We start from the raw sequence: 25,018 nt of genomic DNA on the forward strand, positions 1-25,018 counted from the left end.
CGGACACGCCTCGCATGCTCAAAGCCCTGAGCCAACTCCGCATCCAGCCTCCGGTCGACCGATCGGGGGCGGAGATTGTGATCGTGTCCACCCTCGTCGCCGCGCTCTCCGTCGCGGCGACGGCCCTTGTGATCTACGGCGCCTATTTCGGGCTGATCACCGCCCTTCTGCTGCGCTCGCTGTTCTTTTCGCTGATCGCGTCGGCAGGTCTGCTCTATGTCGGCCTCAAGGCCCAGTCCGGCCTGCTGCGCGCGCTTTGTTATGCCCTCGCCATCGTCGCCGTCGTGCCGGGCGCCCATCTGTGGCAATCCTATATCGACATCATCATGCGCGGGGCGATGGCCACGCCGCCCGATCTTTGGATCTTCGTCGGCCTGATGGCCGTGATCCTCATTCTCACCCGGCTCACGCTCGGCTGGACGCTGGTGATCCTGGTTCTGGTCGCCCTCGCCTATGCCTGGTTCGGCGACCTGATCCCCGGCAAATACGGCCACGGCGGCTACGATCTCCGCCGGCTTACCTCCACGCTGATGCTTTCCACCGAGGGGATCTACGGCCTGCCGATGGGAGTGGCGGTCGAATATATCTTCCTGTTCGCGCTGTTGGGCGGCCTCTTGATGCGGATCGGCACCGGCGAGGTGTTCGTGGATCTCGCCCGCGGCCTCACCGGCCGCGTCCAGGGCGGCCCCGGGCTCTCCGCCGCGCTGTCCTCGTCCCTGCTCGGCACCATCAACGGCAGCGCCGTTGCAAACGTGGTGACCACCGGCACCTTTACCATCCCACTGATGAAGCGCGTCGGCTACACACCGACCCTGGCGGGCGCGATCGAAGCGGCGGCCTCCTCGGCCGGCCAGATCCTGCCGCCGGTAATGGGGGCGGCCGCCTTCCTGATGGCGGAGATCATCGGCGTGCCTTACGGGCAGATCGCGCTTGCCGCCCTGGTCCCGGGCGTCCTCTATGTGGTGGCGCTCATGGTCGCGGTTCGTCTGGAGGCCGGCAAGCTGGGCCTCGCCCGCGACACCGAAGCGGGCCTCGGCCTTCTGCGCGAGACGCTGGTGAAACGCGGCTACCTGCTGATCCCGTTGATCGCGCTGATCGGCTTTCTCGCATCCGGCTACACGCCCACCCAGGCCGCCGTCATCTGCATCGTGTTCGCACTGGCGATCTCGCCTTGGCGTCGGGTTACCCGGGTCGGTCCGATCGCGCTGATCACGGTGTGTCGCGACACCTTCGTCGCGACCTTGCCGATCGTGGCGGCGGTGGCGGCCGCGGGAACGGTGATCGGCGTTCTCAACCTGACCGGTCTCGGACTGATGCTGTCGAGCCTGATCGTGGAGACCGGCAACAACCAGATCTGGGCGATCCTGCTTCTGACGGCGCTTGCCTCCTTCGTGCTCGGCATGGGCCTACCGACTTCGGCCGCCTATCTGCTGCTGGCCGTCCTGGTCGCCCCCGCGCTGACCGAGCTCGGCCTGCCGGTGATCTCCGCCCACATGTTCATCTTCTATTACGGCCTGGTCTCCGCGATCACGCCACCGGTCGCGCTCGCCGCCTACGCCGCCGCCTCGATTTCCGGCGGCGACGCCAACAAGACAGCCGTGGAAGCCGTCCGGCTCGGTTTCGTGAAGCTGCTGGTGCCGTTCCTGTTCGTCACCATGCCGGGGCTGTTGATGATCGGCAGCTCGCTGCAGATCACCCTGTCCATCCTGTTCGGATCGATCGGCGTGGTCGGCATTACCATTGGCTTTGCCGGCTGGTGCGTCCGATCTTTGGCTTTCGCCGAACGGATGGGCTTGATCTTGGCGTCACTCCTGGTTCTCTGGCCGAGCGACGTGGTCGCCACGGACCCTGCGAGCCTGGCGGCACGAATCGCTGGCCTTTTGGGTTGCGCTGCGATTGTATACCGCCTTGCCAGCGGATCGCGGGCGCCCTCCCCTGCGGAGCGCGCACTTTAACCGCGAAATTTCGTCTCGTCCGTCGTTGGACCACGTGACGAATTGAACCGCTTGTGTATACATGCGAGTGCGTAAATGGTGATGCCGCATCGGCCAATCGACACGAACCATCGTGGGGTGGGTCCGAACCGCGGAATTGTCTGAAGGGAGGACACCTATGCTTGGATTGAAAAAGCCGGCGCTGGTCGCCGGTGCTGCTTGTGCCCTCGTCGCGGCGACCGCCGCTCCGAGCCTTGCCGAAACGCTGAAGCTCGCCCACTTCGTGCCGCCTGCGCACGTGGTCACCAGCTCGGTCGTGGAGCCGCTGGTGGAGGGCGTCGCTGCCGATTCCGACGGCGATCTCACCATCCAGGTCTATCCCGGCGGCGAGCTGGGCGCCGGCCCGATGGAGCAATATGTCCGCGCGCTGCAGGGCGTCGCCGACATCACCTGGGGTCTGCCGGGCTACACCTCGTCGCAGTTCCCGAAGTCGATGATCGTGGAAATGCCGAACGCCATTCCCGACGGAATGACCGGCTACGACATGCTCTGGAACGCCTATGACGCCGGCAAGCTGAGCAACGAGTTCCCCGGCACCAAGCCGCTCGCGATCTGGGCGTCGGAGCCGAGCGTGTTCATCATGAAGGATCACGAGATCCGCTCGCCGGACGACCTGAAGGGCCTGAAGGTGCGCGTGTCCGGAACCGTGCCCGGCAAGCTGATGACCGCACTTGGCGCCACGCCGGTGCAGATGCCGGCCGGCGAGATCTACAACGCGCTGCAGACCGGGCTGATCGACGGCGTCGTGACGGGCATGAGCGCGGTCAACGACTTCAAGCTCGACGAGGTCGCGAACTCCTACACGGTGGGCGCGCCGCTCGGCCACATCATGTTCTATCTGGTGATGAACCAGAATTCCTATGACAGCCTCTCCGACGCGCAGAAGGCGGCGCTCGACAAGAATTCCGGCCGCGGCCTTTCCCAGAAGGGCGAGGAAGGCTGGAACGCCCGCGCGGAGGAAACGCTGGAGAAGGTCGAGGCCGACCCCAACAACACGGTCATCTATCTGACCGAGGAAGAGATCGCACCGTTCGACAAGGTCGCCACGCAGACCCGTGACGCCCTGATCGAGGACATGGGGGCGGAAGACGTCTACGCCGCTATGAAGGGCGGCAACTAGTCGCCGCGCCAGGCCCCCGCCAATGACACTCCTCCAAAAGGTCGTGGACGGGCTGATCCGCCTGTCCACGGCGTTCGGCGCCGCAGCCCTGGTGCTGGTCGCGCTCAACATCCTGACCGACGTGATCGGACGCCTGTTCGGCGCGCCGCTTGCCGGTGCGCAGGACATTTCCCAGATGCTGATGGTGCTGATCGTGTTCGGCGGCATGGCGCTGTGCGACCGCCACGGCGGACACGTTTCCATGGACGTGTTCGAGCCCTGGTTCCCCAAGCGCATGAATGCCTGGCTCGATGCGATCTCCGCCCTGATCGGCGCGGTGATCTTCGCCGGCATTGCGTGGACGGTCTACGAGTCGTCCAAGCTTTCGTTGATGCTGAACCTCGCGACCAACATCATCCAGCTTCCCAAGGCCTATTTCCAATGGGCGCTTTCGGCGTTCGCCGCACTGACGGCGGTGTCGATGCTCCTGCGGTCGATCCGGCTTGCGCTCGCACCTGCCGACGAGGCCCCTGAGCACACCGAGGAGGTCCTATGAGCCCTGAGCTCACTGGCGCCCTGGGCCTCGTCGCCCTCGTCATTTTGCTTGTTCTGCGCGTACCGGTCGCCTTTTCCATGTTCGCCGTCGGCTTCGTTGGCGTGTGGTCTCTCGGAAGCCTGAGTTCCGCGACCAGCCTGCTCGCGAGCGAGACCTTCACCCTGTCGTCGAGCGCCGAGCTCGTCGTGGTCCCGCTGTTCATCCTGATGGGCAACATCGCCACGGTGACCGGCCTCTCGCGCAAGCTCTACGACGCCGCCTACGCCATCGTCGGCCAGGTTCGCGGCGGGCTGGCCTCGGCCACCGTCGTCGGCTGCGGCGGTTTCGCCGCGCTGTGCGGCTCCTCCGTCGCCTCCGCGCTGACCATGGGCAAGGTGTCGCTGGCGGAGATGGAGCGCTTCTCCTACTCGCCACGCCTGTCGACCGGATCGGTCGCGGCCGGCGGCACGCTCGGCATCCTGATCCCGCCGTCAACCGGCTTCGTGGTCTACGCCATCCTGACTCAGCAATCGATAGGCCGGCTGTTCCTGGCGGGCGTCCTGCCGGGCATCCTGCTGTCGCTCTTGTTCATCTTGTTGATCACGATCGTCTGCACGTTCCGACCGAGCATGGGGCCTGCCGGTCCCTCGACCACGATGTCAGAGAAGGTCGGCGCGCTGGTGGGCGCACTGCCGATCATTCTGATCATTCTGATCACCATCGGCGGCATTTATGGCGGCATCTTCTCGCCGGTGGAGGCCGCGGCCGTCGGCGCGGCGCTGGTGATCCTCTCCGGCCTCATCAGCCGTACGCTGTCGCTTGGGGACTTCTGGATCGCGGTTCGAGATTCGGTGACGACGACGGCGACAGTGATGCTGATCCTGATCGCCGCGCATCTGCTGAATCCGTTCCTGGCGTTGAGCCACATCCCTCAGCTCGTCGGCGACTTCCTGACCGGTCTCGATGTCGGCCCCTACGGCGTGCTCGCGCTGATCCTGTTGTGCTACATCGTGCTCGGCTGCTTCCTCGAGGGCTTCGCGATGCTGGTCCTCACCATGCCGATCTTCTTTCCCGTGATCACTCAGCTCGGCTTCGACCCGATCTGGTTCGGCGTGCTGGTGGTGCTTAGCCTGGAAATGGGGCTTATCAGCCCGCCGGTCGGGGTGAACTGCTTCATCGTGAAGTCCGTCGCACCGAACGTGAAGCTCTCCGACGTCTTCGTCGGCGTGCTGCCGTTCTGGGCCATGATGGTGGTGGCGCTGGTGCTTTTGATCATGTTCCCGCAAATCGCGCTGTTCCTGCCCGATTCCATGATCGGCTAGTCACATTTCCGGATTTCGGGCCTCTGAGGCTCGAAATCACCGTGATCACCACCACGATAGACAAAAGCGGGAGGAGAACGGGTGCATGCCGGTTCTCCTCTTTATGTTGGAGCCGCTCCGCTTCTCGCTGAATCGCAGACCGGCTCTAAATCATTGTTTTGACGCACCACAGGGAGATCTGCCATGAGCGAACCGTGTTTCGATGTCGCGCATCTCGGCCACGTGGAGCTTTTGACGAACAAGCCGGAGGAAAGCCTCGACTTCTTCGTCAACGTCTACGGCCTTACCGAGAGCGGTCGTGAAGGTGAGTCCATCTACCTGCGCGCTTGGGACGACTACGAGTTCCATTCGCTGAAGCTGACCGCCTCCGACACCACCGGCATGGCCCATTGCGGCTACCGCACCTCCTCGCGCGAGGCGCTGGAGCGCCGGGTCAAGGTGATCGAGAAAATGGGGCTCGGCATCGGCTGGACCGACGGCGACATGGGCCACGGGCCCTCCTATCGCTTCAACAGCCCGGACGGGCACGTCTTCGAACTCTACTGGGAAACCAACAAATATCAGGCGCCGGAAAGCGAGCGCCCCGCGCTGAAAAACATTGCCCAGCGCTATCATGCCCGCGGGGTGGCGCCGCGTCGGATCGATCACTTCAACCTGCTCGCCAGCGACGTTTCCAAGATCCGCGACTTCATGGTGGAAGCCATGGGCAGCCGCGTCACCGAGCAGATCCAGCTCGATAACGGCCGGCTCGGCGGCTGCTGGTTCACGGTCAACAACAAGGGCTACGACATGGCCTGCACGGAAGACCATTCCGGCGCCCGTGGCCGCTTCCACCACATCACCTACGCCGCCGACCACCGCGACGACATCCTGCGGGCCGCCGATATCTTCCTGGAGAACGGCGTCTTCATCGAAACCGGGCCGCACAAGCACGCGATCCAGGGAACGTTCTTCCTCTATGTCTACGAGCCGGCCGGAAACCGCGTCGAGGTGGCGAACGCGGGCGCCCGGCTGATCCTCGATCCCGATTGGACGCCGGTCACCTGGACGGAAGCGGAGCGCAAGAAGGGTCAGGCCTGGGGGCTGAAGACCATCGAGAGCTTCCACACCCACGGCACCCCGCCGATCGGGGAGGCGGCGGAGTAATCCCTATGAAGATCGCTTTTATCGGCTTTGGCGAGGCCGCTCGAGCCTTCCGGGCGAGCCTCGCGGAGAGCGATCCGAGCCTGCGCTTTTCCACCTACGACATCCTGTTCGACAGCGAAGGGATGGAAGGAAAGACGGCAGAGACAGCCCGCGCCGCGTCCGTCGCACCACAAGCCGATCCGGCCGACGCCATCAAGGGTGCCGACTGGATCGTCTCGGCCGTGACCGCCAGCTCCAGCTTGGCGGCGGCGGAGGAGGTGGTCGACGCCATCCAGCCGGGACAGACCTTCGTCGACATCAACTCCGTCTCGCCCGGCCGCAAGCAGGCGACGGCCGCCCTGCTTGCGGCCAAAGGGGCGGCCTATGCCGACATGGCGGTGATGGCGCCGGTGCACCCGCGCGGCCACAAGACCCCGGTGCTCTTGGCCGGTGCCCTCGCCCCGGCGTTCATCGAGACGGTCGATCGGCTTGGCTTTTCCTACGAAATCGTCGGCGACGAGATCGGCGCGGCGACGGCGATCAAGATGGTCCGCAGCCAGTTCGTGAAGGGGCTGGAGGCAATCACCGTCGAAGCTCTGCTTGCGGCATCCGCCAGTGGTTGCCTAGACTACGTCATGAAATCCCTGTCGGCCTCCTATCCGGGGCTCGATCTTCCCAAGCTTGCGCCCTACCACTTCGAACGGACGCTGAAGCACGGCGTCCGCCGCGCCGCCGAAATGCGCGAGAGTGCCGCCACCGTGCGTGAGCTCGGCCTGCACGGCGCGCTCGGCGAAGCGGTCGCGGACATTCAGCAGATGATGGGCGACCTGCCGATGGAAGATGTCGACGCAGAGGATTTCGCCGGCAGCCTGCAGCGGATCGTGGAGCTCCGCCGCAAGAGCTGAATTCCAATTGACTGAGCGAGGGGAGACGAGCATGTCGATCAATATCGGCCGTTCGGAAGTGCGCCTGGAAGACCAGCCGCTGATTACGGGCGCAGGCTCCTACACCGCCGACGACCGGCTCGCGAACGAAACCGCCATGGCGATCCTGCGCTCGCCGATCGCGAGCGGGACGATCCAGACCCTCGACGTGTCCGCGGCACGCGAAGCGCCCGGCGTGCTCGCGGTGCTGACGGCGGCGGACCTTCCGCCGGAGTTCGGCCCGATCGTCCCAGCCCTCGTCCATCCCGGACCGGACGGGCGCGACATGCACGTGCCGCCCTACCCGGTGCTGACCGGCGACCGGGTTCGCTATGTCGGCGACATGGTCGCCGCCGTCATCGCGGAGACCCTCGCGGACGCAGAAAATGCGCTGGAGCTGATCGAGCTCGATATCGATGCAGAGGACGCGCTGATCGATCCGCTCGCCGCCAAAGACCAAAGCGGGCCGCCGGTCTGGCCCGATTGCCCGGACAATATCTGCTTCCGGGTGGTGAAAGGCGACCACGAGGACGTCCGCGCCAGGATTGCCAACGCGCCCGTCGTGGTCCGCGACCGGTTCGAGATCACCCGCGTGACCGCCGCCCCGATGGAGGTGCGCGGCGCGCTCGCCAGTTTCGATCCCGAAAGCGACCGCTATACGCTGCGGGTCGGCACCCAGGCCGCCCACCGGCTCGGTGAAGGTGTGGCCAACATCATGGGCATCGAACCCGGCCGGGTCCATGTAATCAGCCGGGACACCGGCGGCTCGTTCGGCATGAAGAACAGCCCCTACCCGGAATACCCGGTGGCGCTGCTTGCCGCGCGGCTCATCGGCCGGCCGGTACGCTGGGAGCCGGCGCGCACGGAATCTCTGCTCGCCGACAGCCATTGCCGCGAGCAGGTGGTGGAGACGGCCCTCGCCCTGGATGCGGACGGCCATTTCCTGGCCCTCGACGTCGAGGTCACGGCTGCCCTCGGCGCCTATCTGGCGCCGATGACGCCGCACCCGATGGCTGCCAACATCGGCTCGATCGCGGGCGTCTACCGCACGCCGGCGATCTCCGCGACCGTCGACGGCATGTTCACCAATACCCAGAACATGTCGCCCTATCGTGGCGCCGGCCGGCCGGAAGCGATCTATATCATCGAGCGGATCGTCGATATCGCGGCGCGCGAACTGAGAATGGATCCGGCCGAGATCCGGCGCAAGAACATGATCCGCCCCGAGGACATGCCCTACGATACCGGCTTCGTCTTCACCTACGACAGCGGCGACTTCCCGGCGATCCTCGACGAGGCCCTGACGCGGGCCGACTGGGCCGGGTTTTCGAAGCGCCGCGCCGACGCGGAGGCCCGTGGCCGGCTTGCCGGCATCGGCCTCGCCTATGCGATCGAGATCGCCGGCGGTCCGCAACCGACGCCGGGCCCGGAATATGCCGCCATCTCCGTAGCCTCCGATGGAGCGGTGACGCTCGGTCTCGGCGCCGGCGACACTGGAATGGGCCATCGCACCACCTATGCCCGCCTTCTCGCCGATCGCATCAAGGTGGCCCCGGATAAGATCCGCTTTCTTTCGGGCGACACCGACACGGTTGCCCGTGGCGTCGGATCGTTCGGCTCGCGCACGTCGGCGGCGGCCTCCACGGTGATGCTGCGCGCGTTCGACCTTCTGGTGGAGCGAACCCGTGCCCATGCCGCCGATGCGCTGGAGGTCGCGGCCGCCGACCTTGAATTCGTCGACGGGGCCTTCACCGTCGTCGGCACCGACCGGCGCATGACGATCCCCGAGGTTGCCCGGACCGTCGGTGTCGACCTAGAAGCCGACGACTTTTCCGCCGCAGACAACGCCACCTTCCCGAACGGCTGCCATGTCTGCGAGGTCGAGGTGGATCCGGAGACCGGAGACATCGCACTGCGCCGCTACACCGTGGTGGACGATGTCGGCACGGTGATGAACCAGAGCCTGGTCGAGGGCCAGCTTCACGGCGGCATCGTCCAGGGGGCCGGTCAGGCCCTGGTGGAGCGAATGGTATACGACCGGGAAAGCGGCCAGCCGCTAACGGCCTCCTTCCTCGACTACGCCATGCCGCGCGCCGATATGTTCCCGATGTTCGACGTAACGTGTCACCCGGTGCCGACCAAGACGAACCGGCTCGGCGTCAAGGGTGCCGGAGAGGCCGGCGTGGTGGGCTCGCTGCCGGCGCTGGTCAGCGCGGTGACAGACGCGCTGGCCCCTTTCGGCATCCGCCATCTGGATATGCCGCTGACGCCGGACCGGGTCTGGGCCGCGATCGACGCGGCCCAGAAGCAGGGTCAGGACGGCTAACCTGGCAGCCCATTGTCCACACTGCCAGGTCCCTTGAACGGGACCTGCTCAAGTTATTGGATCCGGATCCATTTCTTATCGCTCTGATGTTTCCATCTGAGCGGAAAAGGCTTTAGGCCAAGTGGAAGCTGGTGGCTGTCCGGAAACGCATCGCCGCCCGATGGACTCCCGTGTGCGTGGGAGAGAGCGGAGGTCGAAGACAGGCCTATTTTCCAGCCTCAAAGCCGGCCGGGAAAGCAGCCTGCCACTTTTCCCGTACTTTGCGAAGCCAGTGCTCGACCGCGCGCCGGCCGGTCCGGCCGCCCCCCGGAGACGGTGAGCGAAGCGAACTCGGCGTGAGAGAAAGCCAAACCGGTTCCCACTTTTCCTGGCTTGGTTTGTCCCTCCGCAAAGCCGGGCGGAAAACCGGTTCCCACTTTTCCTGGCTTGGTTTGTCCCTCCGCAAAGCCGGACGGAAAACCGGTTCCCACTTTTCCTGGCTTTGCTAGCCCAACGCCACTTTCGGGTCGACGAAGGCCAGGCCGAGGCTGTCGGCGACGGCGCGGTTGGTGACCTGCCCACGGTGGACGTTCAGCCCGTTCAACAGGTGCGGATCGTCGGTGAGTGCCTTCAGCCCCTTGCCGGCGAGCGCGAGGCCGAACGGGAGCGTCGCGTGGTTGAGGGCCGCCGCAGACGTGATCGGCACCGCGCCCGGCATATTGGCGACGCAATAGTGGATCACGCCGTCTACCTCGTAAATCGGGTCTTCGTGGGTGGTGGCGTGAGAAGTTTCGAAGCAACCGCCCTGGTCGATCGCGACGTCGACGACCACCGCGCCGGGCTTCATGTCTTTCAACATCGCCCGCGAGACCAGCTTCGGCGCCGCCGCACCCGGAACGAGGACCGCGCCGATCACGACATCGGCCTCCATCACCTCCGCTTCGAGGGCTTCGCGGGTCGCAAACAGGGTGCGCGCACGCCCCTCGAACAACTCGTCCAGGTCGCGTAGGCGCGGCAGCGACTTATCGAGAATGGCCACATCGGCCCCGAGCCCCACGGCCATGCGCGCGGCATGGGTGCCGACAACGCCGCCGCCGATCACCACCACGCGCGCCGGCGCCACGCCGGGCACACCGCCGAGCAGAAGCCCGCGGCCGCCCAAATTGCGCCGCAGCGACGAGCAGGCCGCCTCGATCGCGAGCCGTCCGGCGACCTCGCTCATGGGCGCCAGCAGCGGACATCCGCCATGGGCGTCGCTCACCGTCTCGTAGGCAATTCCGGTGACTTTGGAGGCAAGCAGACCCTGGGTCTGCTCCGGATCGGGGGCAAGGTGAAGGTAGGTGAACAGGATCTGGCCTTCGCGCAGCCGGACCCACTCGGACGGCTGAGGCTCCTTCACCTTCACGATCATGTCGGCCTCGGCGAACACCGTTGCCGCATCCGCGGCGATCTCCGCTCCGGCCGCCTGGTAGGCCAGGTCATCGGCATGAATGCCATTGCCTGCCCCGGTCTCCACCAAAACGCTGTGACCGGCCGCCACATATTCGCGCACCGCCGCAGGCGTCAGGCCGACCCGATACTCCTGTGGCTTGATCTCTTTCGGCACCCCGACACGCATGAGTTCGCTCCCCTCTTTCGAGCGTTTCTGGATGCTTTCGATTTAGGCTCGAAAGCACGCATTTTCCGTGCAATTTTGGATTTTGCCGTCGCGAATTTTGCGCGATACCATCGCGTTTTCGATCAATAACGACAGAATCATGATGAACATCGCCCTGGACCGACTGGATCTGAAGCTGATCGAGGCGCTGGCCCAGGATGGGCGCGCGAGCCATGTGGAGCTCGGCGAGCGGATCGGTCTGTCCCCGTCCGCAGTGGCCCGGCGCCAACGCCATCTGGAAGATATCGGCTTCATCGAGGGGTACCGGGCGACGGTCGGCCTCAAGGCGCTTGGGCTCGGCAACACCGTAATCGTGCGCATTGCCCTCGACAGTCAGGCGGAAGAAGCGCTGACGACGTTCGAGGCCGCGATCGCCAAGTGCCCCTCGGTGCTCAAATGTTACCTGATGGCGGCCGCGGACGACTATATCGTCATCGTGTCGGTTCGCGACATCGCCGACTACGAGCGCATCCACACCGTGGAACTCTCCCGGCTGCCGCATGTGGCACGGCTGCAGTCGAGCTTCGCGTTGCGCTCGGTTGTCGACCGGCCAATGCCGACCGACGCCCTGAGGCGGGGAAAGACACGCGCCACAGACTGACGCGTTATGGATTAAAGATCAGCACCATATAGGCGACGAACACGACCAGGTGCGTCATGCCCTGCAGCATGCTGGTGCGCAGACCGCCGAAGGTCAGCATGCTCATGATCAAGGTGAGCAGGAGCAGCACCATCTCGGTCGGGTCGAGGCCGAGCACGACGGAATCGCCGACCAGCAGCCCGACCAGAAGCACGGCAGGCACCGTCAGGCTGATCGTGGCGAGCGCCGATCCCAGACAGATGTTAACCGCACGCTGCAGCCGGTTGTGGCTGGCGGCCTCCAGCGCGGCAAGCCCCTCCGGCGCCAGCACCAGGATCGCCACCAGAATGCCGCCCAGCTCGGGCGGCACGCCCAGACTCTCGGTGCCGAAATCCACGATGATCGCGAGCTTCTTGGAGAGAATCACGATCGGAACCAGCGTCAGCACCAGCATGATCGCGTGGTAGCCCACCGAAACGGTCTCATGCGCTTCGTGGATGAGACCTTCCTCGGCATGCTCCTCCTCGCGCAGCTTGCCCGGCTCGACGAAGAAGTTGCTGTGCCGTCTCGTCTGGATCGCCAGGAACACCGCGTAGAGCATGATCGTCAGAAACGCGAACAGCGCCGCCTGAAGCGGCGTCAGCGTCGGCGCCTCGGTGGAGGTGGTGAAGCGCGGCAGGATCAGCGACATGGTCGCCAACGGCAGAAGCACGTTGATGTAAGCGCGGGCACCTTGCAGATTGTATTCCTGCTCGCCGTGGCGCAGGCCGCCGATCAAGAGCGACAGACCGGCGACCAGATTGAGCACGATCATGATCACCGCCAGCATCGTATCGCGGGCGAGCGTCGGATTGTCGTTTCCGGTCAGCATGATCGCCGAGATCAGCGCGACCTCGATCGTGATCACCGACACCGTCAGCACCAACGTGCCGTAGGGCTCCCCCAGGATCTCGGCCAGGCAGTCGGCATGGCGCACGACCCCGAACGCGGCCCAGAGCATCGCCAAAAAAATCCATGCGAACAGAGCGGCCGCGACGATCGGGTTGGAGAGTTCGGCGAGCCAGGTCTTTCCATAGAGCAGGAAAAAGGCGGTGGTGAGTACGCCCGCGAAGAAGGGGCCTTCCTTGCGCGCAAGGGCAAGCACGCCCGTCGATTTCGCTGCTGCCATGTTCTCGTCCCGCCTGTCCGTCCCAAATCACAATAAGAAGGTGCGGGATGCCGGCGGAAAACCGGTCCCCCTTTTGCGCCACCCAGCTCCAGATCAATCCCTTTAGATTCCGTCCGGAGAGACGGTCCATAAGGGTGGTAGCCAAACGCGCCTTACCAACACAAGGGCGGATACAAGAACGAGGCCAGGAAAATCGTCGGGCCCGGCCGCAAGGCCCGCCACATGGGCCCAAACCGCCGCACCCTTCCCTAAAACTGAATTTGTCGATTTTTATGACAACTTTTCAACGGCCACGCCGGAATTTTCTGCGCACTCAGGCCGATAGCTGCTTGACCACATGACAACAGCGCGGTTCCATGCGGGAAAATCACACGATCGATATCGTGCCAGCGCGCGATCGATGGGGAGGATCCTCGTGAACAAGCCGTGCGGCCATCTCATCGGCCGGGATTTCGTGCCTGCGCAGGCGGACGCGACCCTTCCCGTCATCGACCCGAGCACCGGGGAAACGTTCGCGATGATCGCGCGCGGCGGACGGGCGGAGATCGACGCCGCGGTGGCGGCCGCCCGCGCCGCGCTTGAGGGAGGGTGGGGCAAGCTGACCGCAACTGAGCGCGGCCGGCTGATGATTCGTCTCGCCGCCCTCGTGCGCGACCACGCGGAGGAGCTGACCGCGCTGGAAGTCCGCGACGTCGGCAAGCCGGTGCGCCAGGCCCGCGCTGACGCCTTCGCTTGCGCGCGCTATTTCGAGTTCTACGGCGAGGCCGCCGACAAGGTGCACGGGGAAACCATTCCCTACCAGGACGGCTACACCGTGATGACCGTGCGCGAGCCCCACGGCGTCACCGGCCACATCGTGCCTTGGAACTATCCCATGCAGATTATCGGGCGCTCCGTCGCCGGTGCGCTCGCCATGGGCAATGCCTGCGTGGTCAAGCCGGCCGAGGACGCCTCGCTGACGGCCCTCAAAGTCGCGGAGCTTGCGGTCGAGGCCGGATTTCCCGCCGGCGCCATCAACGTCGTCACCGGAACCGGCGAGGAAGCGGGAGCCGTGCTCGCCGCTCATCCCGGCATCGACCACATCTCCTTCACCGGCTCCAACCAGGTCGGCAAACTGGTGCAGACGGCCGGCGCCCAGAACACCATTCCGGTGACGCTGGAGCTTGGCGGCAAGTCGCCCCAGCTCGTGTTCGCCGATGCCGACCTCGATCAGGCGCTGCCCTTCCTGGTCAACGCCGTGATCCAGAATGCCGGCCAGACCTGCTCCGCCGGGAGCCGGATCGTGGTGGAAGAGGCGATCTACGAAGAGGTCGTAAACCGTCTGTCGGAGGCGTTCGGGACGCTGAAGGTGGGGCCCGCCGCAGACGATCCCGATGTCGGCCCGTTGGTGAACGCCAAGCAGCACGCCATGGTGAAGGGGTTCCTGGAGCAGGCGCGCGCCGACGGTCTGCAGATCGTGGCCGAGGCCGCCCTGCCCGACGGCCTGCCGGAGGGAGGCTACTATATCGCCCCGACCGTCGTCGGCGACGTGCCGGCGGAGCATGAGCTTGCCCAGAAGGAGATCTTCGGCCCGGTGTTGTCGGTCATCCGCGCCCGCGACGAAGCGCATGCGCTTGAGATCGCCAACGGCACCGCCTACGGGCTCGTCGCCGGGGTATGGACCCGCGACGGCGGGCGCGCCATGCGGCTCGCCCGCAAGATCCGGGTCGGTCAGGTCTTCATCAACAACTACGGCGCAGGCGGCGGCATCGAGCTGCCGTTCGGCGGCGTGAAGGCCAGCGGCCACGGCCGCGAGAAGGGCTTCGAAGCACTTTACGGCTTCTCCGTCACCAAGACCATCGCCTATCGGCACGGCTAAAACCGACATTCAACTCAGATCTAGGGACCTGGAATGCGACTGAAGGACAAGGTGGCGATCGTCACCGGGGCGGGTTCGGGCTTTGGCGAAGGCATTGTGGAGCGCTTCGCCGAGGAAGGCTGCAAGGTCGTCGTCAACGACGTGAACGCGGAGAACGGAAAGAAGGTCGCCGCCGCGCTGAACGCGCACCACGGCGACGGCACCGCGATCTTCGTGCAGGCGGACGTGACCGACGATGCGGCCGTGAAGGCGATGGTCGAGACGGCGGTGGACCGGTTCGGCAGGCTCGACATTCTGGTCAACAATGCCGGCATCTCTCACGTCAACATGCCGATGCTCGACGTGCCGGAGGAGATGGTCGACAAGATCTTCGACGTGAACGTGAAGGCGATCTGGATCGCCGCGCGCCACGCGATCCCGCATTTGCGCAAGGTCGGTGGCGGCGTCATCATCAACAACGCCTCCACCGCCGGGCTGCGCCCGCGACCGGGCCTCACCGTCTACAACGCCTCCAAGGGCGCGGCGATCACGTTGACGAAATCGATGGCGGTGGAGTTCGCGCCGGAAAATATCCGCGTCAACGCGCTCTGCCCCGTTGCCGGCGAAACGCCCCTGCTTGCTACCTTCATGGGCGCCGACACGCCGGAGAACCGGGCAAAATTCCGCGCTTCGGTTCCGCTCGGGCGGCTTTCCACCCCTCGCGACATCGCCAATGCCGCCCTCTACCTCGCCTCAGACGATGCCGCTTTCATCACCGGCGTCGCGTTGGAGGTCGACGGCGGACGCTGCGTCTGAGAAAAAGACATTTCAACGAAACCGCTAGCCTTTGCTGGCGGCTACAATCCAAAAGGGAGGGACATCCATGACCACCAAGACGCTTCTTGCCGCTACGGCGCTCGGCTTCGGCCTGTCGCTCGCGGCCGCCGGCGCCAATGCCGACGAGCTCAAGCTCGGCTATTCGCTCGGGCCGGATTCGCACTACGGCCAATCCGCCCACGCCATGGCCGACAAGCTCGCCGAGCTGTCGGACGGCAAGTGGACGATCAAGGAGTTTCCGGCCAACGCCCTCGGCGGTGAACGCGAGATGGTCGAAGGCGCGCAGATCGGCACCGTCGACCTGGTGGTCACCTCCACCGGCCCGATCGGCAACTTCGTGCCGGAGACGCTGATCACCGACATTCCGTTCCTGTTCAAGAGCTACGACCACGCCCACGCCGTGCTCGACGGTCCGATCGGCGAGGAGATCCTGGCCAAGTTCCCCGACAACGGGCTGATTGCGCTGGCCTGGGGCGAGAACGGCTTTCGCAACCTGACCAATTCGGTGCGGCCGGTGAAGGAGCCGGAGGACGCCAAGGGCCTGAAGATCCGCACGATGGAAAACCCGGTGCACATGGAGGCTTTTGAGACGCTCGGCGCCCTGCCGACCCCAATGGCCTTTCCGGAGCTCTTCACCGCGCTGCAGCAGGGCACCGTGGACGGCCAGGAGAACCCGATCGGCGTGATCCTGAACGCCAAATTCTCCGAGGTGCAGGACTATCTGAGCCTGACCCAGCACGTCTATTCGCCGGCCCTGATCATCATGTCGCCGGCGGTCTGGAACGACCTCTCCGACGAGGAGAAGGGTTGGTTCAAGGAAGCCGCCAAGGTCGGCGCCCAGGCCATGCGCGACAAGGCGGAAGCCGATGCCGCCGACGGCGTCGCCCAGCTCAAGGAGCAGGGCATGACCGTGGTCGAAGACGTCGATGTGGAGGCCTTCCAGGAGGCGCTCGAGCCGGCCTACGCCGAATATGCCAAGCAGTTCGGCAAGGACAACATCGACCGCATCCGCAACTACCAGGAATAGGCTTCCATCCGAGAGCCTTCTCACCAGGGGACGCATAGAGCGACCTGGCTGCGTCTGAACGCGCGCGAACAAGTCGCTCTAAATCCTGGCCGATAGATGCAAACGCGACGGGTCGCGACGGTTCAGACCCGCCGCGTCCCATCCCGCCCCGATTGAGACCGAGCGGATGCTATCTTTCCTGCAACGCGCCGATCGCCTTTTGATGCAGGCGGTCCTGGTGATGGCGGCGACGCTATTGTCGCTCGCCGCCTGCGTTTCGATGTGGCAGGTGATCACCCGCTTCGCCCTCGAGGACCCGTCTACCTGGTCGGAAGTCGCCGCACGCACGCTCATCGTCTGGATGGTCTATCTCGGCGTCGCCGTCGCCGTGCGCACCGGCGCGCTGATGACCGTGGAATTCCTGTTTGAGAAAAGCCGCGGCACCAGACGGCTGGTCCTCACCGCGGTGATCGCCGGCCTCTCGCTCGGCGTGCTCCTGGTGATGGCCTGGACCGGCTGGGAGATCGCCCACCGGGTCCGCTTCCAGAAGATCGCCGGTCTGGTCGATCCCTTCACCGGGGCGCGGGTTTCGATCTCCTGGCTTTATGCGGCGCTGCCGATCGGCGCGGTGCTTTCGATCGTGGCGCTGGCCGCCCGCACGGCCGAGCTGATGGCGCGCACCCGCAAGGAGACCCGGTGATGGCCGGCGGAATGCTCCTGATCCTGGTGGCGCTGTTTGCGCTGTCCGTTCCAGTCGCGATCGCGATCACCGCCGCCTCGATCGGCGGACTGGTGCTGTTCGACGACGCGCCGCTGATCGTGGTCGGACAGAAGCTCGTCACCTCGATCGATTCCTTCCCGCTGATGGCGGTTCCCTTCTTCATCCTCGCCGGCAATCTGATGGAATCCGGCGGGATATCGGCCCGGCTGGTGGATTTCGCGAAATCGATCCTCGGCAACATCCAGGGCGGGCTTGCCTGCTCCTGCGTGCTGACCTGCATGATCTTCGCCGCCGTCTCCGGCTCCAGCATCGCCACCACGTTCGCGATCGGCGCGATCATCATTCCGGCGATGGCGGCCCACGGCTATCCCCGTCCCTTCGCCGCCGCTCTGCAGGCGACCTCCGCCGAACTCGGCGTCGTGGTGCCGCCGTCGATCCCGCTGATCCTGTACGGCGTCTCGGCCGACACCTCCATCGGCGACCTCTTCATCGCCGGCATCGGTCCCGGCCTCCTGATCGCGGGGGCACTGACGCTCGGCGTCTACGTCATGTGCAAGATCAACGGCTGGGGCAGGGAAGACGGCCGGGGACGCCTCAGCTTCGTGCGCGCGTTCGAGCGCGCCGCGCTGGCACTCCTGATGCCCGTGGTGGTGATCGGCGGCATCTACACCGGCGTCTTCACGCCCACGGAGGCGAGCGCGGTCGCCGTCTTCTACGCGCTCCTGATCGGGGTGGTGTTCTATCGCACCATCGGGTTCAAGGAGCTGGCCTCCGTGCTGCGCCGCTCGGTGATCTCGTCGGCGGTTATCATGTTCACGATCGCGGCTGCCGGCCTGTTCTCCTTCCTGCTCACCCGAGCCGGCGTACCGGCGGCGATCGGCGCCTGGATCGCCTCTGCCGTCGACAGTCCCTGGGCCTTTCTCTTGGGCGTCAACATCGCGCTCTTCATCGTGGGCATGTTCATCGAAACGTCGGCGGCTATCGTGGTGCTCGCGCCGATCCTGGCGCCGGTCGCGATGCGTTTCGGGGTCGACCCGGTTCATTTCGGCTTGATCATGGTGGTAAACTTGGCAATGGGCATGATCACGCCGCCCTTCGGCGTCAATCTATTCGCCGCCTGTCAGGTCGCTGGAATCGGATTCGAACGGATCGTGCCACGGTTGTTGCCCTTCCTCCTGATCGTGATCACCTGCCTGATGATCGTCACCTACGTGCCCGCGGTCTCTGTCGGGCTCGTCGATCTGCTGCCCTGACATGGCCGGACGGCGCGCATCCGACGATTTGCTTCGCACGCTCAACGACGGCACCGAACGGCCGGCGCGGCTGGCCGACCAAGTCTATCGCCAGCTCCGCCGCTCCATCCTTCAAGGCGAGATCGCACCGGGCGCAAACCTGCCCGGCGAGATCAAACTCGCCAGGGTGTTTCAGGTCTCGCGGCCGGTGGTGCGCGAAGCGATCGGGCGGCTCAGGACCGATGGGCTGGTCGCTTCGCGCCGAGGCTCCGGCACCTATGTCGCCGAGACGGTGCCAGAGATGGAAGAGAACGTAGAGCCACCCGAGGCGCTCGATCTCGCCGCCGTGCGCGATGCGCTGGCGGAGCTGGAATTCCGCATGGTAATCGAGGCGGAGACCGCCTATCTCGCAGCCCAGCGCCGCGGCCAGGACGATCTAAAAGCCATGGAGGAAGCCCTCGACGCGTTCGCCGCAGCCCTCGAGGAGGGTCGGGTTGCCCGCCATTTCGACCGCATGTTCCATCGCGCCATCGCCGAAGCCACCGGTAACGCCCGCTTCGTGGTCGCGCTCGACGCGCTGGAAAGCGAGCGCAGCCCGGCGGAGCTTCTCATGCGCCACCGGCTGCACTTCCACCCGCGCGACCGAGGCCGCGCCGTTTTGGCCGAGCATCGCGACATCCTGCGCCTGATCCGGGACCAGGATTCCGAAGGCGCCCGGCGGGCCATGCGCAACCATCTGGAGCGCGCCCGCATCCGGATGATCGGCTATGGACCGAATGGGTGAACCGATGCGCCCCGCTGCCGGTTAGGTCCTGTCCATTGCCATCGCCTTTTCGCCGCCGGCGACGGAATAGTTGATGGGCGCCTTGCGGGTCTTCAGGAAGTCCTCAAGACTCTCGCCGCGCATGCTGGCATAGACTTGCGGGTTCGACACGCCGACCACGGCGGCCATCTTTTCCAAAACGAAGAAGCTAACCCCACGGCGGATCATCTCGATCCAACGCCGCTCGCGGATCAACGCCCGCTCTTCTGCCGTGAGGCCGTAGTCGTCGGCCAGCGCATCGAAATCGGTTAGAAACCGCTCGCGGTGCTCAGGCTCGATCAGACGGTGCAGGAAATCGTTCATCCGGAACGCGTCGAGGCTGCGCTCCAGCGTGAACGGGTAAGTGCCGGCGAGCGTCTCCGCCCCTTCCAACTCGTAGCCGATATGCCGGCGATAGGCGTCCATCTCGGCCGGATCCGGATCGCCACCCAGATCCTCGAAGATCAAGGTCGCGATGTTGGTGACCGACGGCGCGTAGGTGGAGGAATGGACCTTGCGCACGCTGTCGGAAAGCGCACCGCGCATGATCAGCCACATGATGACCTCCGCCCCTTCCATGCCGCCGAGGGTGGCGTATTCCGCAAGCCGCTTTTCCACCAGCTTCTGAGGTGCCGTCTCCAGAAGCGACAGGAATTCGTTGTCCCACTCCTCGTTGAGGAAGCCGGCGCGTTCGCCGTGCACCTGATGGGAGAGGCCGCCGGTCGCCATGACCGCGACCTTGAGATCCTCGTCGGGATAGCTCTGGATCGCCTTGCGCAACGACTTGCCGAGCTTGTAGCAGCGGCGCGCATTGGGGATCGGAAGCTGCAGCACGCCCACCTGCAGCGGGACGATCGCACCTTGCCATGGCCCCGTCTCATCGCCGAGCATGGACAGCGGCGACAGACAGCCATGGTCCAACGGCTTGCCCTGGAAGAAGGACATGTCGAACTCGTCGGCAACCAGCGCCGCCCCGATATGGCGAGCGAGCGCGGCGTGGCCCCTGGCCGGCGGCACATCGCGCGCCCCGCCGCCCTCGTCGGCCGCCACATAGGTGTCGTCCACACCCAACGCGAACGCGGAATAATGGTCGAAGAAGAAGGACGTGATGTGATCGTTGTAGATCATGAACAGGACGTCGACCTCTTTGGCCTTCACCCAGTCGCGTACATGGGCAAAGCCCTCGAAGATCGGCGCCCAAGCCGGATCGTTCTCCTTGTGGGTGTCCTTGGCGAAGCCGATGGTCGGCGAATGCGAGGCGCCGATGCCTCCAATGATGCGTGCCATGCCGTGGGTTCCTTCCAGTCGCGCGCTGCGCCTTATTCTGTTGATCGCATCCGCTGCTTCGGCCGACGGATGACCGTCGCCGCCGGGGCGTGTGCCGATGCGACGATAGCTAATCCGTCATTCTGGACAATCAGACACACATAGACATATCGTTCTGTTTTCTGAACGATTGGTCGCCATGAACTGGAACGTCGACGACGTACCGATCTTCGTCGCAGTGGTGGAGGCCAACGGCTTTACCGCCGCCGCCGACGCGCTCGGCATGCCGAAGTCCACCGTCAGCCAGGCAGTCCGCCGGTTGGAAGACGGCCTCGGCCTGCGCCTGCTCGACCGCAACTCCCGCAATCTCCGGATCACCAGCGAAGGCGAGACATTCTACCGACAGGCGCTCTTGATCCTGGAGCAGGTCCGCGAGGCCGACGCGACGATGGCGGGGCTCACGGCCGTCCCGTCCGGCCGGCTGGTCGCCGCCCTTCCGCTCGCGCTCTGCCAGGAAATCGTTGCCCCCCAGCTTGCGGCATTCAGAAATGCCTATCCGGCGATCGAACTGGAGCTGATCATCACAAGCCGGGGGATCGACATCCTGCGCGACCAGGTCGACATCGCCGTCGTCGTCGGCCCGCAGAGCGATTCCGATCTGATTTCAAGGACGCTCTATTCCGGCCGGCTTGTCTGGGTCGCCAGCCCCAACTACCTCGCCGCGAATCGGCTCGGCGACAGTCCGGCGAACCTCGTCGCCCACATTCAGGTGTGCGAGACCCGCTACGGCCTCAAGCGCATGCCGGTGCACTATGGCGGCGAGGCCGCCGACATCGACCTCTCCCATGGCGTGACCCATGTGAACGACCCGCTGTCGGTCCGTCAGGCGGTGTTGAACGGGGCCGGCGTGTCGTTCCTGCCGGAACTTTATTGCCGCCGACAGATCGCCAACGGCAGCCTAGTGGAGGTGGCGAAACCGGTGAGCTTCGACCTCTCCGCCTCGGTGCTTTCAGTCGTCTATCCGAGCCGGCGCCTGATGTCCCCGAAAGCGCGGGCCTTCATCGACTTTCTGAACGAGATCTGTCGGGTCTAAGTTATTGTTTCGACGCGTTTGCCGCCGGCTGACCGATTCCCACTTTTCCTGGAATTGCTCTCCCACCAGCGCGCGACTGCGCGCCGGCCGGGGGCCGCCCACCCGGAGCCGGTTCGCGAAGCGAATTCGGCGTGAGGGGGATCTTTTCTACGCAAATCCGGCCGGAAAACCGGTTTCCACTTTTCCTGGAATTGCTCTCCCACCAGCGCGCGACTGCGCGCCGGCCGGGGGCCGCCCACCCGGAGCCGGTTCGCGAAGCGAATTCGGCGTGAGGGGATCTTTTCTACGCAATTCCGGACGGAAAACCGGTTCCCACTTTTCCTGGAATTGCTTCAGTTTCCCTTCTCCGGCGGAACGTCCTCCGATGCGACGGCGGCGCCGGCCGCGGCCCTGGCCACCTCCTCGCGCGTGGGCGACTTGTGGCCATGGCCCTCGCCATCCTCGTCATCGTCGTGGAAGTTCGGAACGTCCACGATCACGCGCTTGGGCGCGAAATTGATCCCGTTCGCCCGGAAGGCTTCCTGGACCTTCTGATAGACCGCCTTGCGGATGCCCCACTGCTTGTTCGGCTTGGCCATGAACTTGCCGGACACGATGAAGGCGGAATCGTCCATCTTCACCACACCCTGGGACTTGAAGGGCTGGATGAAGTCGGGACCGAGATCGGGGTCGTCCATCATCTCCTGGCCGATTTTCTTGAAGATCTTGCGCACCTTATCGATGTCGGTGTCGTACGGCACCCGGAAGCGCAGCTTCATGATCACCCAGTCGCGACTGAAGTTGGTGACCTTACCGATATCGCCGTAGGGGATCGTGTAGACCGCGCCGAGGGTCGAGCGCAGCACGATGGAGCGGGCGTTAAACTTCTCCACCGCGCCGGCCGTCCCGCCCGCGTCGATGTACTCGCCGATGCGGAAGGCATCGTCCATCAGGAAGAACATGCCCGAGATCAGGTCCTTCACCAGCGTCTGCGCGCCGAACCCGACGGCCAGGCCGAACACGCCGGCACCAGCGATCAACGGCGCGATGTTCACCCCCATGGAGGAAAGCGCCACCATGACCACGATCACCGCGAGCATGATCTGAACCGCGCGGCGGAAGATCGGCAGGATCGTCTGGAGCCGGGTTCCAGCCGAAAGCGCCGGCCCCTCGTCGCCATGGTCGTCGTGCCCGCTTGCCGACTTTTCGCTGGCGAGCTTGCGGTCGATCCAGGCGGCGATGAACGACCAGCAGACATAGCCGACCAGAAGGATCAGGCCGATATCCATCAGCACCCCCAGGACGTATTGGGCGAGCGGATATTCCCGACTGGAGGAAAACACGTCGACGCCGATCGTCAGGGCGAACAACGCAATGGAAACGACCAGAACCGCGATCGAAATCACCCGGCCGAGCACGCGCTTGTCGCGAACGACCGCGGACGACGCGCCGGCGGACGCCGTCTCTGTCACCTCGACCTGCTCGCCATCGTCGTGGTCGGTGACATAGATCGGGGTCGGGCCCTCTTCCTCGACCACGGAGTGATCGTCGACCTTGAACAGCATCTTCAGGACGGCTGTCAGGTACGGATTGAAGACGAACAGCACGAAGAAGCCCAGAGCCGCGCTGAGCGGATCGAACGACCGGTTCAAGAGCAAGGCATAGATGCCGACCAGGAAGGCCACCAGCACGTAGGCGACCGCGAACGCGTACCAGGCCCAACCTGCGGCCCCTTCCGCCCAGCGGGGCATGGAACCGTCCTCGATGGCATTCTGAACGGAGCGCACGGCGTGGCGGCGATAGCGCCAGAGAAAGAAGCAATAGGAGAGCGTGAACAGGATACCGCTCAGGAGCGCGCCAAGACGCCAGGTGTCGTGATCGACGCCCCACATGCGCCCCAGCGTGCCGAACAAGAGCAGCGCGATGCCAAGCGCCACCTGCCGGCGGGTGCCGCGGACGAAATGGGCGGCCGCCTCGTCGTCGACGGGCATGATCCGCCAGCCGGGATGCTTCGGCAGGAACACGAAACGCACGACGGCCTCGGCCACGCGCGTGATCAGAATGGCGAGCAGAACCACGATCACGAAGTCGCGTCGCGGGACATCACCTTGCCAGATCACGAAGAAAGCAGCGGCATAGCCCACCGCGAAAGCCGCGATCGCGCCCAACCCGTGACCGAGCTGACCGAGGGCGCGGGTGAGCTTCTGGCGCACGGTTTCGATCGGGGCCGCCTCGTAGCGCGCGACCATGGAGCGGGTCGCCAAGCGATACAGAAACTCAAGCACCGCACCAGCGAGCGACAGCCCGACGATCGTACCGACAACGAGCAAAAGTCCGCCCGAGCCGACGCCGATCCGGAGCTTCTCCTGCATGTGGCCGAGATAGTCCGGCAACACATGTCCGAATTTGCCGAGAACCGCGGAGAGGTTCTGCCTGATCTCCGTGCCCTTCTGCTGAAGGGCCTGCATCGAAAGGGCCGCGGTGTTGGTCGCCGCCCCGGCTTGGGCGGCCGGTGCGGTTTCGGATAGATAGTAGAGCAGAAGATCCCGCGCCTGAGCGTCGGTCATCTTGCCAATCAGGGCAGCACGCTCCTCAGACGTCAGTGGCGCAAGCTCGCTCGCCACCGCCGCCGGCGTTTCGGAGTGGGACGCGCCAGAAGAGCCGGCCCCCTGCGCCATGGCCATGGTTGCCGGAAGGCCCAGAACGGCAAGCGCAACGACCAACATCGCCAACAGCGACCTGCATCGGCTCACCCGTTGCCCCAAGACACCCCCCATCGTCCCTCTCCTTCAACCCCGAACCGCGCGCTCTGGCGACAATCGTATTCCAACAACCCAAGTTCAGCGCCTGCCAAGCCAAGTGGAAACCGGTTGGCCGTTAGAAAACGCACCGAAACAAGAACTTAGACCCACGAATCCGAGAAAAGCGGAACGGGCCTAGAATTAAACGAAAAATCCGCGTCGCCTGACACTCTCATTCTTTTACAAGTCGCGTCGGGCTATGGGGGAATCGGCATCCACTTTTCGCCAGGTGCGCTCAAGCATCTCCAGACGAAGCAGATCTAGAGGCTTTCCCCTCTAACCTGCAAGCGCACTTAAAAGTCGACCCGCCAAATCTATACTGGCGCGACCCGACTTTTCGTAGACAACTGCTGCAGGAAGAATACGAGCACAGACAACGGCGCACGGGCGACAGCCATCCCCAAAACGGGAACGCGTTACCGGACGGCGACACGATGTCCACGTCGCCTGGAGAGGCTTTAACATCTCGCCCCTGAATCCGCTTATCATTTCGCGTCACCGCGAATGTCGGATCCCGTCTCCAGAAACAAAAAAGAGCGCGAAGGATAGCCCTCCGCGCTCTCGTCTCCGCAAACGATCGTTCGCCGGCTCACCGACGCCGACGCTCAACGCCGGCACCGCCCCTCATCGCCGGTCGCGGACGAAGGCGGCCCGCACCATTATTTGATGATCGACGCGACGACGCCTGCACCGACGGTGCGGCCGCCTTCGCGGATGGCGAAGCGGAGCTGCTCTT

The 25,018-nt window shown here is 64.9% G+C and carries 19 protein-coding genes and 1 pseudogene; 15 read left to right on the top strand and 5 right to left on the bottom strand.

Features of this window, described 5'->3' with window-relative positions:
• Window positions 1–14: 14 nt before the first annotated feature.
• The 7 genes from HNS03_RS07455 (at window position 15) to HNS03_RS07485 (ending at window position 9,324) form a co-directional block, all read left to right on the top strand.
• Window positions 15–1,955: a TRAP transporter permease gene (locus tag HNS03_RS07455; RefSeq protein WP_367194164.1), complete on the top strand. Its 1,941-nt coding sequence runs from the start codon at window positions 15–17 to the stop codon at window positions 1,953–1,955.
• Window positions 1,956–2,112: 157 nt separating this feature from the next.
• Window positions 2,113–3,114 (top strand): TRAP transporter substrate-binding protein, encoded by a 1,002-nt coding sequence (locus HNS03_RS07460; RefSeq protein WP_367194166.1) that lies wholly within the window; start codon window positions 2,113–2,115, stop codon window positions 3,112–3,114.
• Between the two features lie 22 nt (window positions 3,115–3,136).
• Window positions 3,137–3,649 (top strand): TRAP transporter small permease, encoded by a 513-nt coding sequence (locus tag HNS03_RS07465; RefSeq protein ID WP_367194168.1) that lies wholly within the window; start codon window positions 3,137–3,139, stop codon window positions 3,647–3,649.
• Window positions 3,646–4,950 (top strand): TRAP transporter large permease, encoded by a 1,305-nt coding sequence (locus HNS03_RS07470; protein WP_367194170.1) that lies wholly within the window; start codon window positions 3,646–3,648, stop codon window positions 4,948–4,950. Before HNS03_RS07465 ends, HNS03_RS07470 begins: the two co-directional genes overlap by 4 nt.
• Window positions 4,951–5,133: 183 nt before the next feature.
• Complete coding sequence (locus HNS03_RS07475) at window positions 5,134–6,096, top strand: catechol 2,3-dioxygenase (RefSeq protein ID WP_367194172.1); 963 nt, start codon at window positions 5,134–5,136, stop codon at window positions 6,094–6,096.
• A gap of 5 nt (window positions 6,097–6,101) precedes the next feature.
• On the top strand, window positions 6,102–6,980 hold the full coding sequence (locus HNS03_RS07480; RefSeq protein ID WP_367194174.1) for a DUF1932 domain-containing protein: 879 nt from the start codon (window positions 6,102–6,104) through the stop codon (window positions 6,978–6,980).
• Between the two features lie 31 nt (window positions 6,981–7,011).
• Complete coding sequence (locus tag HNS03_RS07485) at window positions 7,012–9,324, top strand: xanthine dehydrogenase family protein molybdopterin-binding subunit (protein ID WP_367194176.1); 2,313 nt, start codon at window positions 7,012–7,014, stop codon at window positions 9,322–9,324.
• 484 nt (window positions 9,325–9,808) lie between these two features.
• Here HNS03_RS07485 and ald read toward each other — a convergent pair whose 3' ends face one another.
• Entirely contained in the window at window positions 9,809–10,921 is a 1,113-nt protein-coding gene (gene ald / locus HNS03_RS07490) for an alanine dehydrogenase (RefSeq protein WP_367194178.1), read from the bottom strand.
• Between the two features lie 148 nt (window positions 10,922–11,069).
• Between ald and HNS03_RS07495 the strand changes: the two genes are divergently transcribed.
• A complete protein-coding gene (locus HNS03_RS07495; RefSeq protein WP_367194201.1) occupies window positions 11,070–11,561 on the top strand; it encodes an Lrp/AsnC family transcriptional regulator in 492 nt (163 codons plus the stop codon).
• Between the two features lie 4 nt (window positions 11,562–11,565).
• Here HNS03_RS07495 and HNS03_RS07500 read toward each other — a convergent pair whose 3' ends face one another.
• Window positions 11,566–12,708 carry a calcium:proton antiporter gene (locus tag HNS03_RS07500; protein ID WP_367194179.1) on the bottom strand — a complete coding sequence of 381 codons (1,143 nt, stop codon included), beginning with the start codon at window positions 12,706–12,708 and terminating at the stop codon, window positions 11,566–11,568.
• A 400-nt stretch (window positions 12,709–13,108) separates the two neighbouring features.
• Between HNS03_RS07500 and HNS03_RS07505 the strand changes: the two genes are divergently transcribed.
• The 6 genes from HNS03_RS07505 (at window position 13,109) to HNS03_RS07530 (ending at window position 19,125) form a co-directional block, all read left to right on the top strand.
• Complete coding sequence (locus HNS03_RS07505) at window positions 13,109–14,566, top strand: aldehyde dehydrogenase family protein (RefSeq protein ID WP_367194181.1); 1,458 nt, start codon at window positions 13,109–13,111, stop codon at window positions 14,564–14,566.
• Between the two features lie 33 nt (window positions 14,567–14,599).
• Window positions 14,600–15,361 carry a glucose 1-dehydrogenase gene (locus HNS03_RS07510; RefSeq protein WP_367194183.1) on the top strand — a complete coding sequence of 254 codons (762 nt, stop codon included), beginning with the start codon at window positions 14,600–14,602 and terminating at the stop codon, window positions 15,359–15,361.
• A gap of 67 nt (window positions 15,362–15,428) precedes the next feature.
• Window positions 15,429–16,409, top strand: coding sequence for a TRAP transporter substrate-binding protein (locus tag HNS03_RS07515; protein WP_367194184.1), 981 nt, complete (start codon window positions 15,429–15,431; stop codon window positions 16,407–16,409).
• 166 nt (window positions 16,410–16,575) lie between these two features.
• Window positions 16,576–17,088, top strand: a complete 513-nt coding sequence (locus tag HNS03_RS07520) for a TRAP transporter small permease (protein WP_367194185.1) — start codon at window positions 16,576–16,578, stop codon at window positions 17,086–17,088.
• Entirely contained in the window at window positions 17,088–18,362 is a 1,275-nt protein-coding gene (locus HNS03_RS07525; RefSeq protein ID WP_367194187.1) for a TRAP transporter large permease, read from the top strand. The genes HNS03_RS07520 and HNS03_RS07525 overlap by 1 nt, the downstream gene beginning before the upstream one ends.
• A 1-nt stretch (window position 18,363) precedes the next feature.
• Window positions 18,364–19,125 carry a FadR/GntR family transcriptional regulator gene (locus tag HNS03_RS07530; RefSeq protein WP_367194188.1) on the top strand — a complete coding sequence of 254 codons (762 nt, stop codon included), beginning with the start codon at window positions 18,364–18,366 and terminating at the stop codon, window positions 19,123–19,125.
• Between the two features lie 21 nt (window positions 19,126–19,146).
• Here HNS03_RS07530 and HNS03_RS07535 read toward each other — a convergent pair whose 3' ends face one another.
• A complete protein-coding gene (locus HNS03_RS07535; RefSeq protein ID WP_367194190.1) occupies window positions 19,147–20,430 on the bottom strand; it encodes a gallate dioxygenase in 1,284 nt (427 codons plus the stop codon).
• 178 nt (window positions 20,431–20,608) lie between these two features.
• Between HNS03_RS07535 and HNS03_RS07540 the strand changes: the two genes are divergently transcribed.
• Window positions 20,609–21,502, top strand: a complete 894-nt coding sequence (locus HNS03_RS07540; protein ID WP_367194192.1) for a LysR family transcriptional regulator — start codon at window positions 20,609–20,611, stop codon at window positions 21,500–21,502.
• Between the two features lie 332 nt (window positions 21,503–21,834).
• Here the strand turns inward: HNS03_RS07540 and HNS03_RS07545 are convergent, their stop codons facing one another.
• Both HNS03_RS07545 and HNS03_RS07550 read right to left on the bottom strand, forming a co-directional pair.
• The gene (locus tag HNS03_RS07545; RefSeq protein WP_367194194.1) at window positions 21,835–24,258 is read right to left on the bottom strand and encodes a mechanosensitive ion channel family protein; all 2,424 of its coding nucleotides are present in this window, start codon (window positions 24,256–24,258) and stop codon (window positions 21,835–21,837) included.
• Window positions 24,259–24,941: 683 nt separating this feature from the next.
• Window positions 24,942–25,018, bottom strand: a pseudogene (locus HNS03_RS07550) (elongation factor Tu); the annotation flags it as partial.

Source organism: Amorphus sp. 3PC139-8 (assembly GCF_040750475.1).
GTDB lineage: Bacteria > Pseudomonadota > Alphaproteobacteria > Rhizobiales > Amorphaceae > Amorphus.

Coding starts and splice junctions, on each gene's coding strand:
- HNS03_RS07525 (WP_367194187.1), top strand. CDS start 17,088: ATGGCCGGCGGAATGCTCCTGATCCTGGTGGCGCTGTTTGCGCTGTCC.
- HNS03_RS07520 (WP_367194185.1), top strand. CDS start 16,576: ATGCTATCTTTCCTGCAACGCGCCGATCGCCTTTTGATGCAGGCGGTC.
- HNS03_RS07505 (WP_367194181.1), top strand. CDS start 13,109: ATGGGGAGGATCCTCGTGAACAAGCCGTGCGGCCATCTCATCGGCCGG.
- HNS03_RS07485 (WP_367194176.1), top strand. CDS start 7,012: ATGTCGATCAATATCGGCCGTTCGGAAGTGCGCCTGGAAGACCAGCCG.
- HNS03_RS07545 (WP_367194194.1), bottom strand. CDS start 24,258: ATGGGGGGTGTCTTGGGGCAACGGGTGAGCCGATGCAGGTCGCTGTTG.
- HNS03_RS07475 (WP_367194172.1), top strand. CDS start 5,134: ATGAGCGAACCGTGTTTCGATGTCGCGCATCTCGGCCACGTGGAGCTT.
- HNS03_RS07510 (WP_367194183.1), top strand. CDS start 14,600: ATGCGACTGAAGGACAAGGTGGCGATCGTCACCGGGGCGGGTTCGGGC.
- HNS03_RS07465 (WP_367194168.1), top strand. CDS start 3,137: ATGACACTCCTCCAAAAGGTCGTGGACGGGCTGATCCGCCTGTCCACG.
- HNS03_RS07500 (WP_367194179.1), bottom strand. CDS start 12,708: ATGGCAGCAGCGAAATCGACGGGCGTGCTTGCCCTTGCGCGCAAGGAA.
- HNS03_RS07460 (WP_367194166.1), top strand. CDS start 2,113: ATGCTTGGATTGAAAAAGCCGGCGCTGGTCGCCGGTGCTGCTTGTGCC.
- HNS03_RS07480 (WP_367194174.1), top strand. CDS start 6,102: ATGAAGATCGCTTTTATCGGCTTTGGCGAGGCCGCTCGAGCCTTCCGG.
- HNS03_RS07535 (WP_367194190.1), bottom strand. CDS start 20,430: ATGGCACGCATCATTGGAGGCATCGGCGCCTCGCATTCGCCGACCATC.
- HNS03_RS07470 (WP_367194170.1), top strand. CDS start 3,646: ATGAGCCCTGAGCTCACTGGCGCCCTGGGCCTCGTCGCCCTCGTCATT.
- HNS03_RS07455 (WP_367194164.1), top strand. CDS start 15: ATGCTCAAAGCCCTGAGCCAACTCCGCATCCAGCCTCCGGTCGACCGA.
- HNS03_RS07515 (WP_367194184.1), top strand. CDS start 15,429: ATGACCACCAAGACGCTTCTTGCCGCTACGGCGCTCGGCTTCGGCCTG.
- HNS03_RS07530 (WP_367194188.1), top strand. CDS start 18,364: ATGGCCGGACGGCGCGCATCCGACGATTTGCTTCGCACGCTCAACGAC.
- HNS03_RS07540 (WP_367194192.1), top strand. CDS start 20,609: ATGAACTGGAACGTCGACGACGTACCGATCTTCGTCGCAGTGGTGGAG.
- ald (WP_367194178.1), bottom strand. CDS start 10,921: ATGCGTGTCGGGGTGCCGAAAGAGATCAAGCCACAGGAGTATCGGGTC.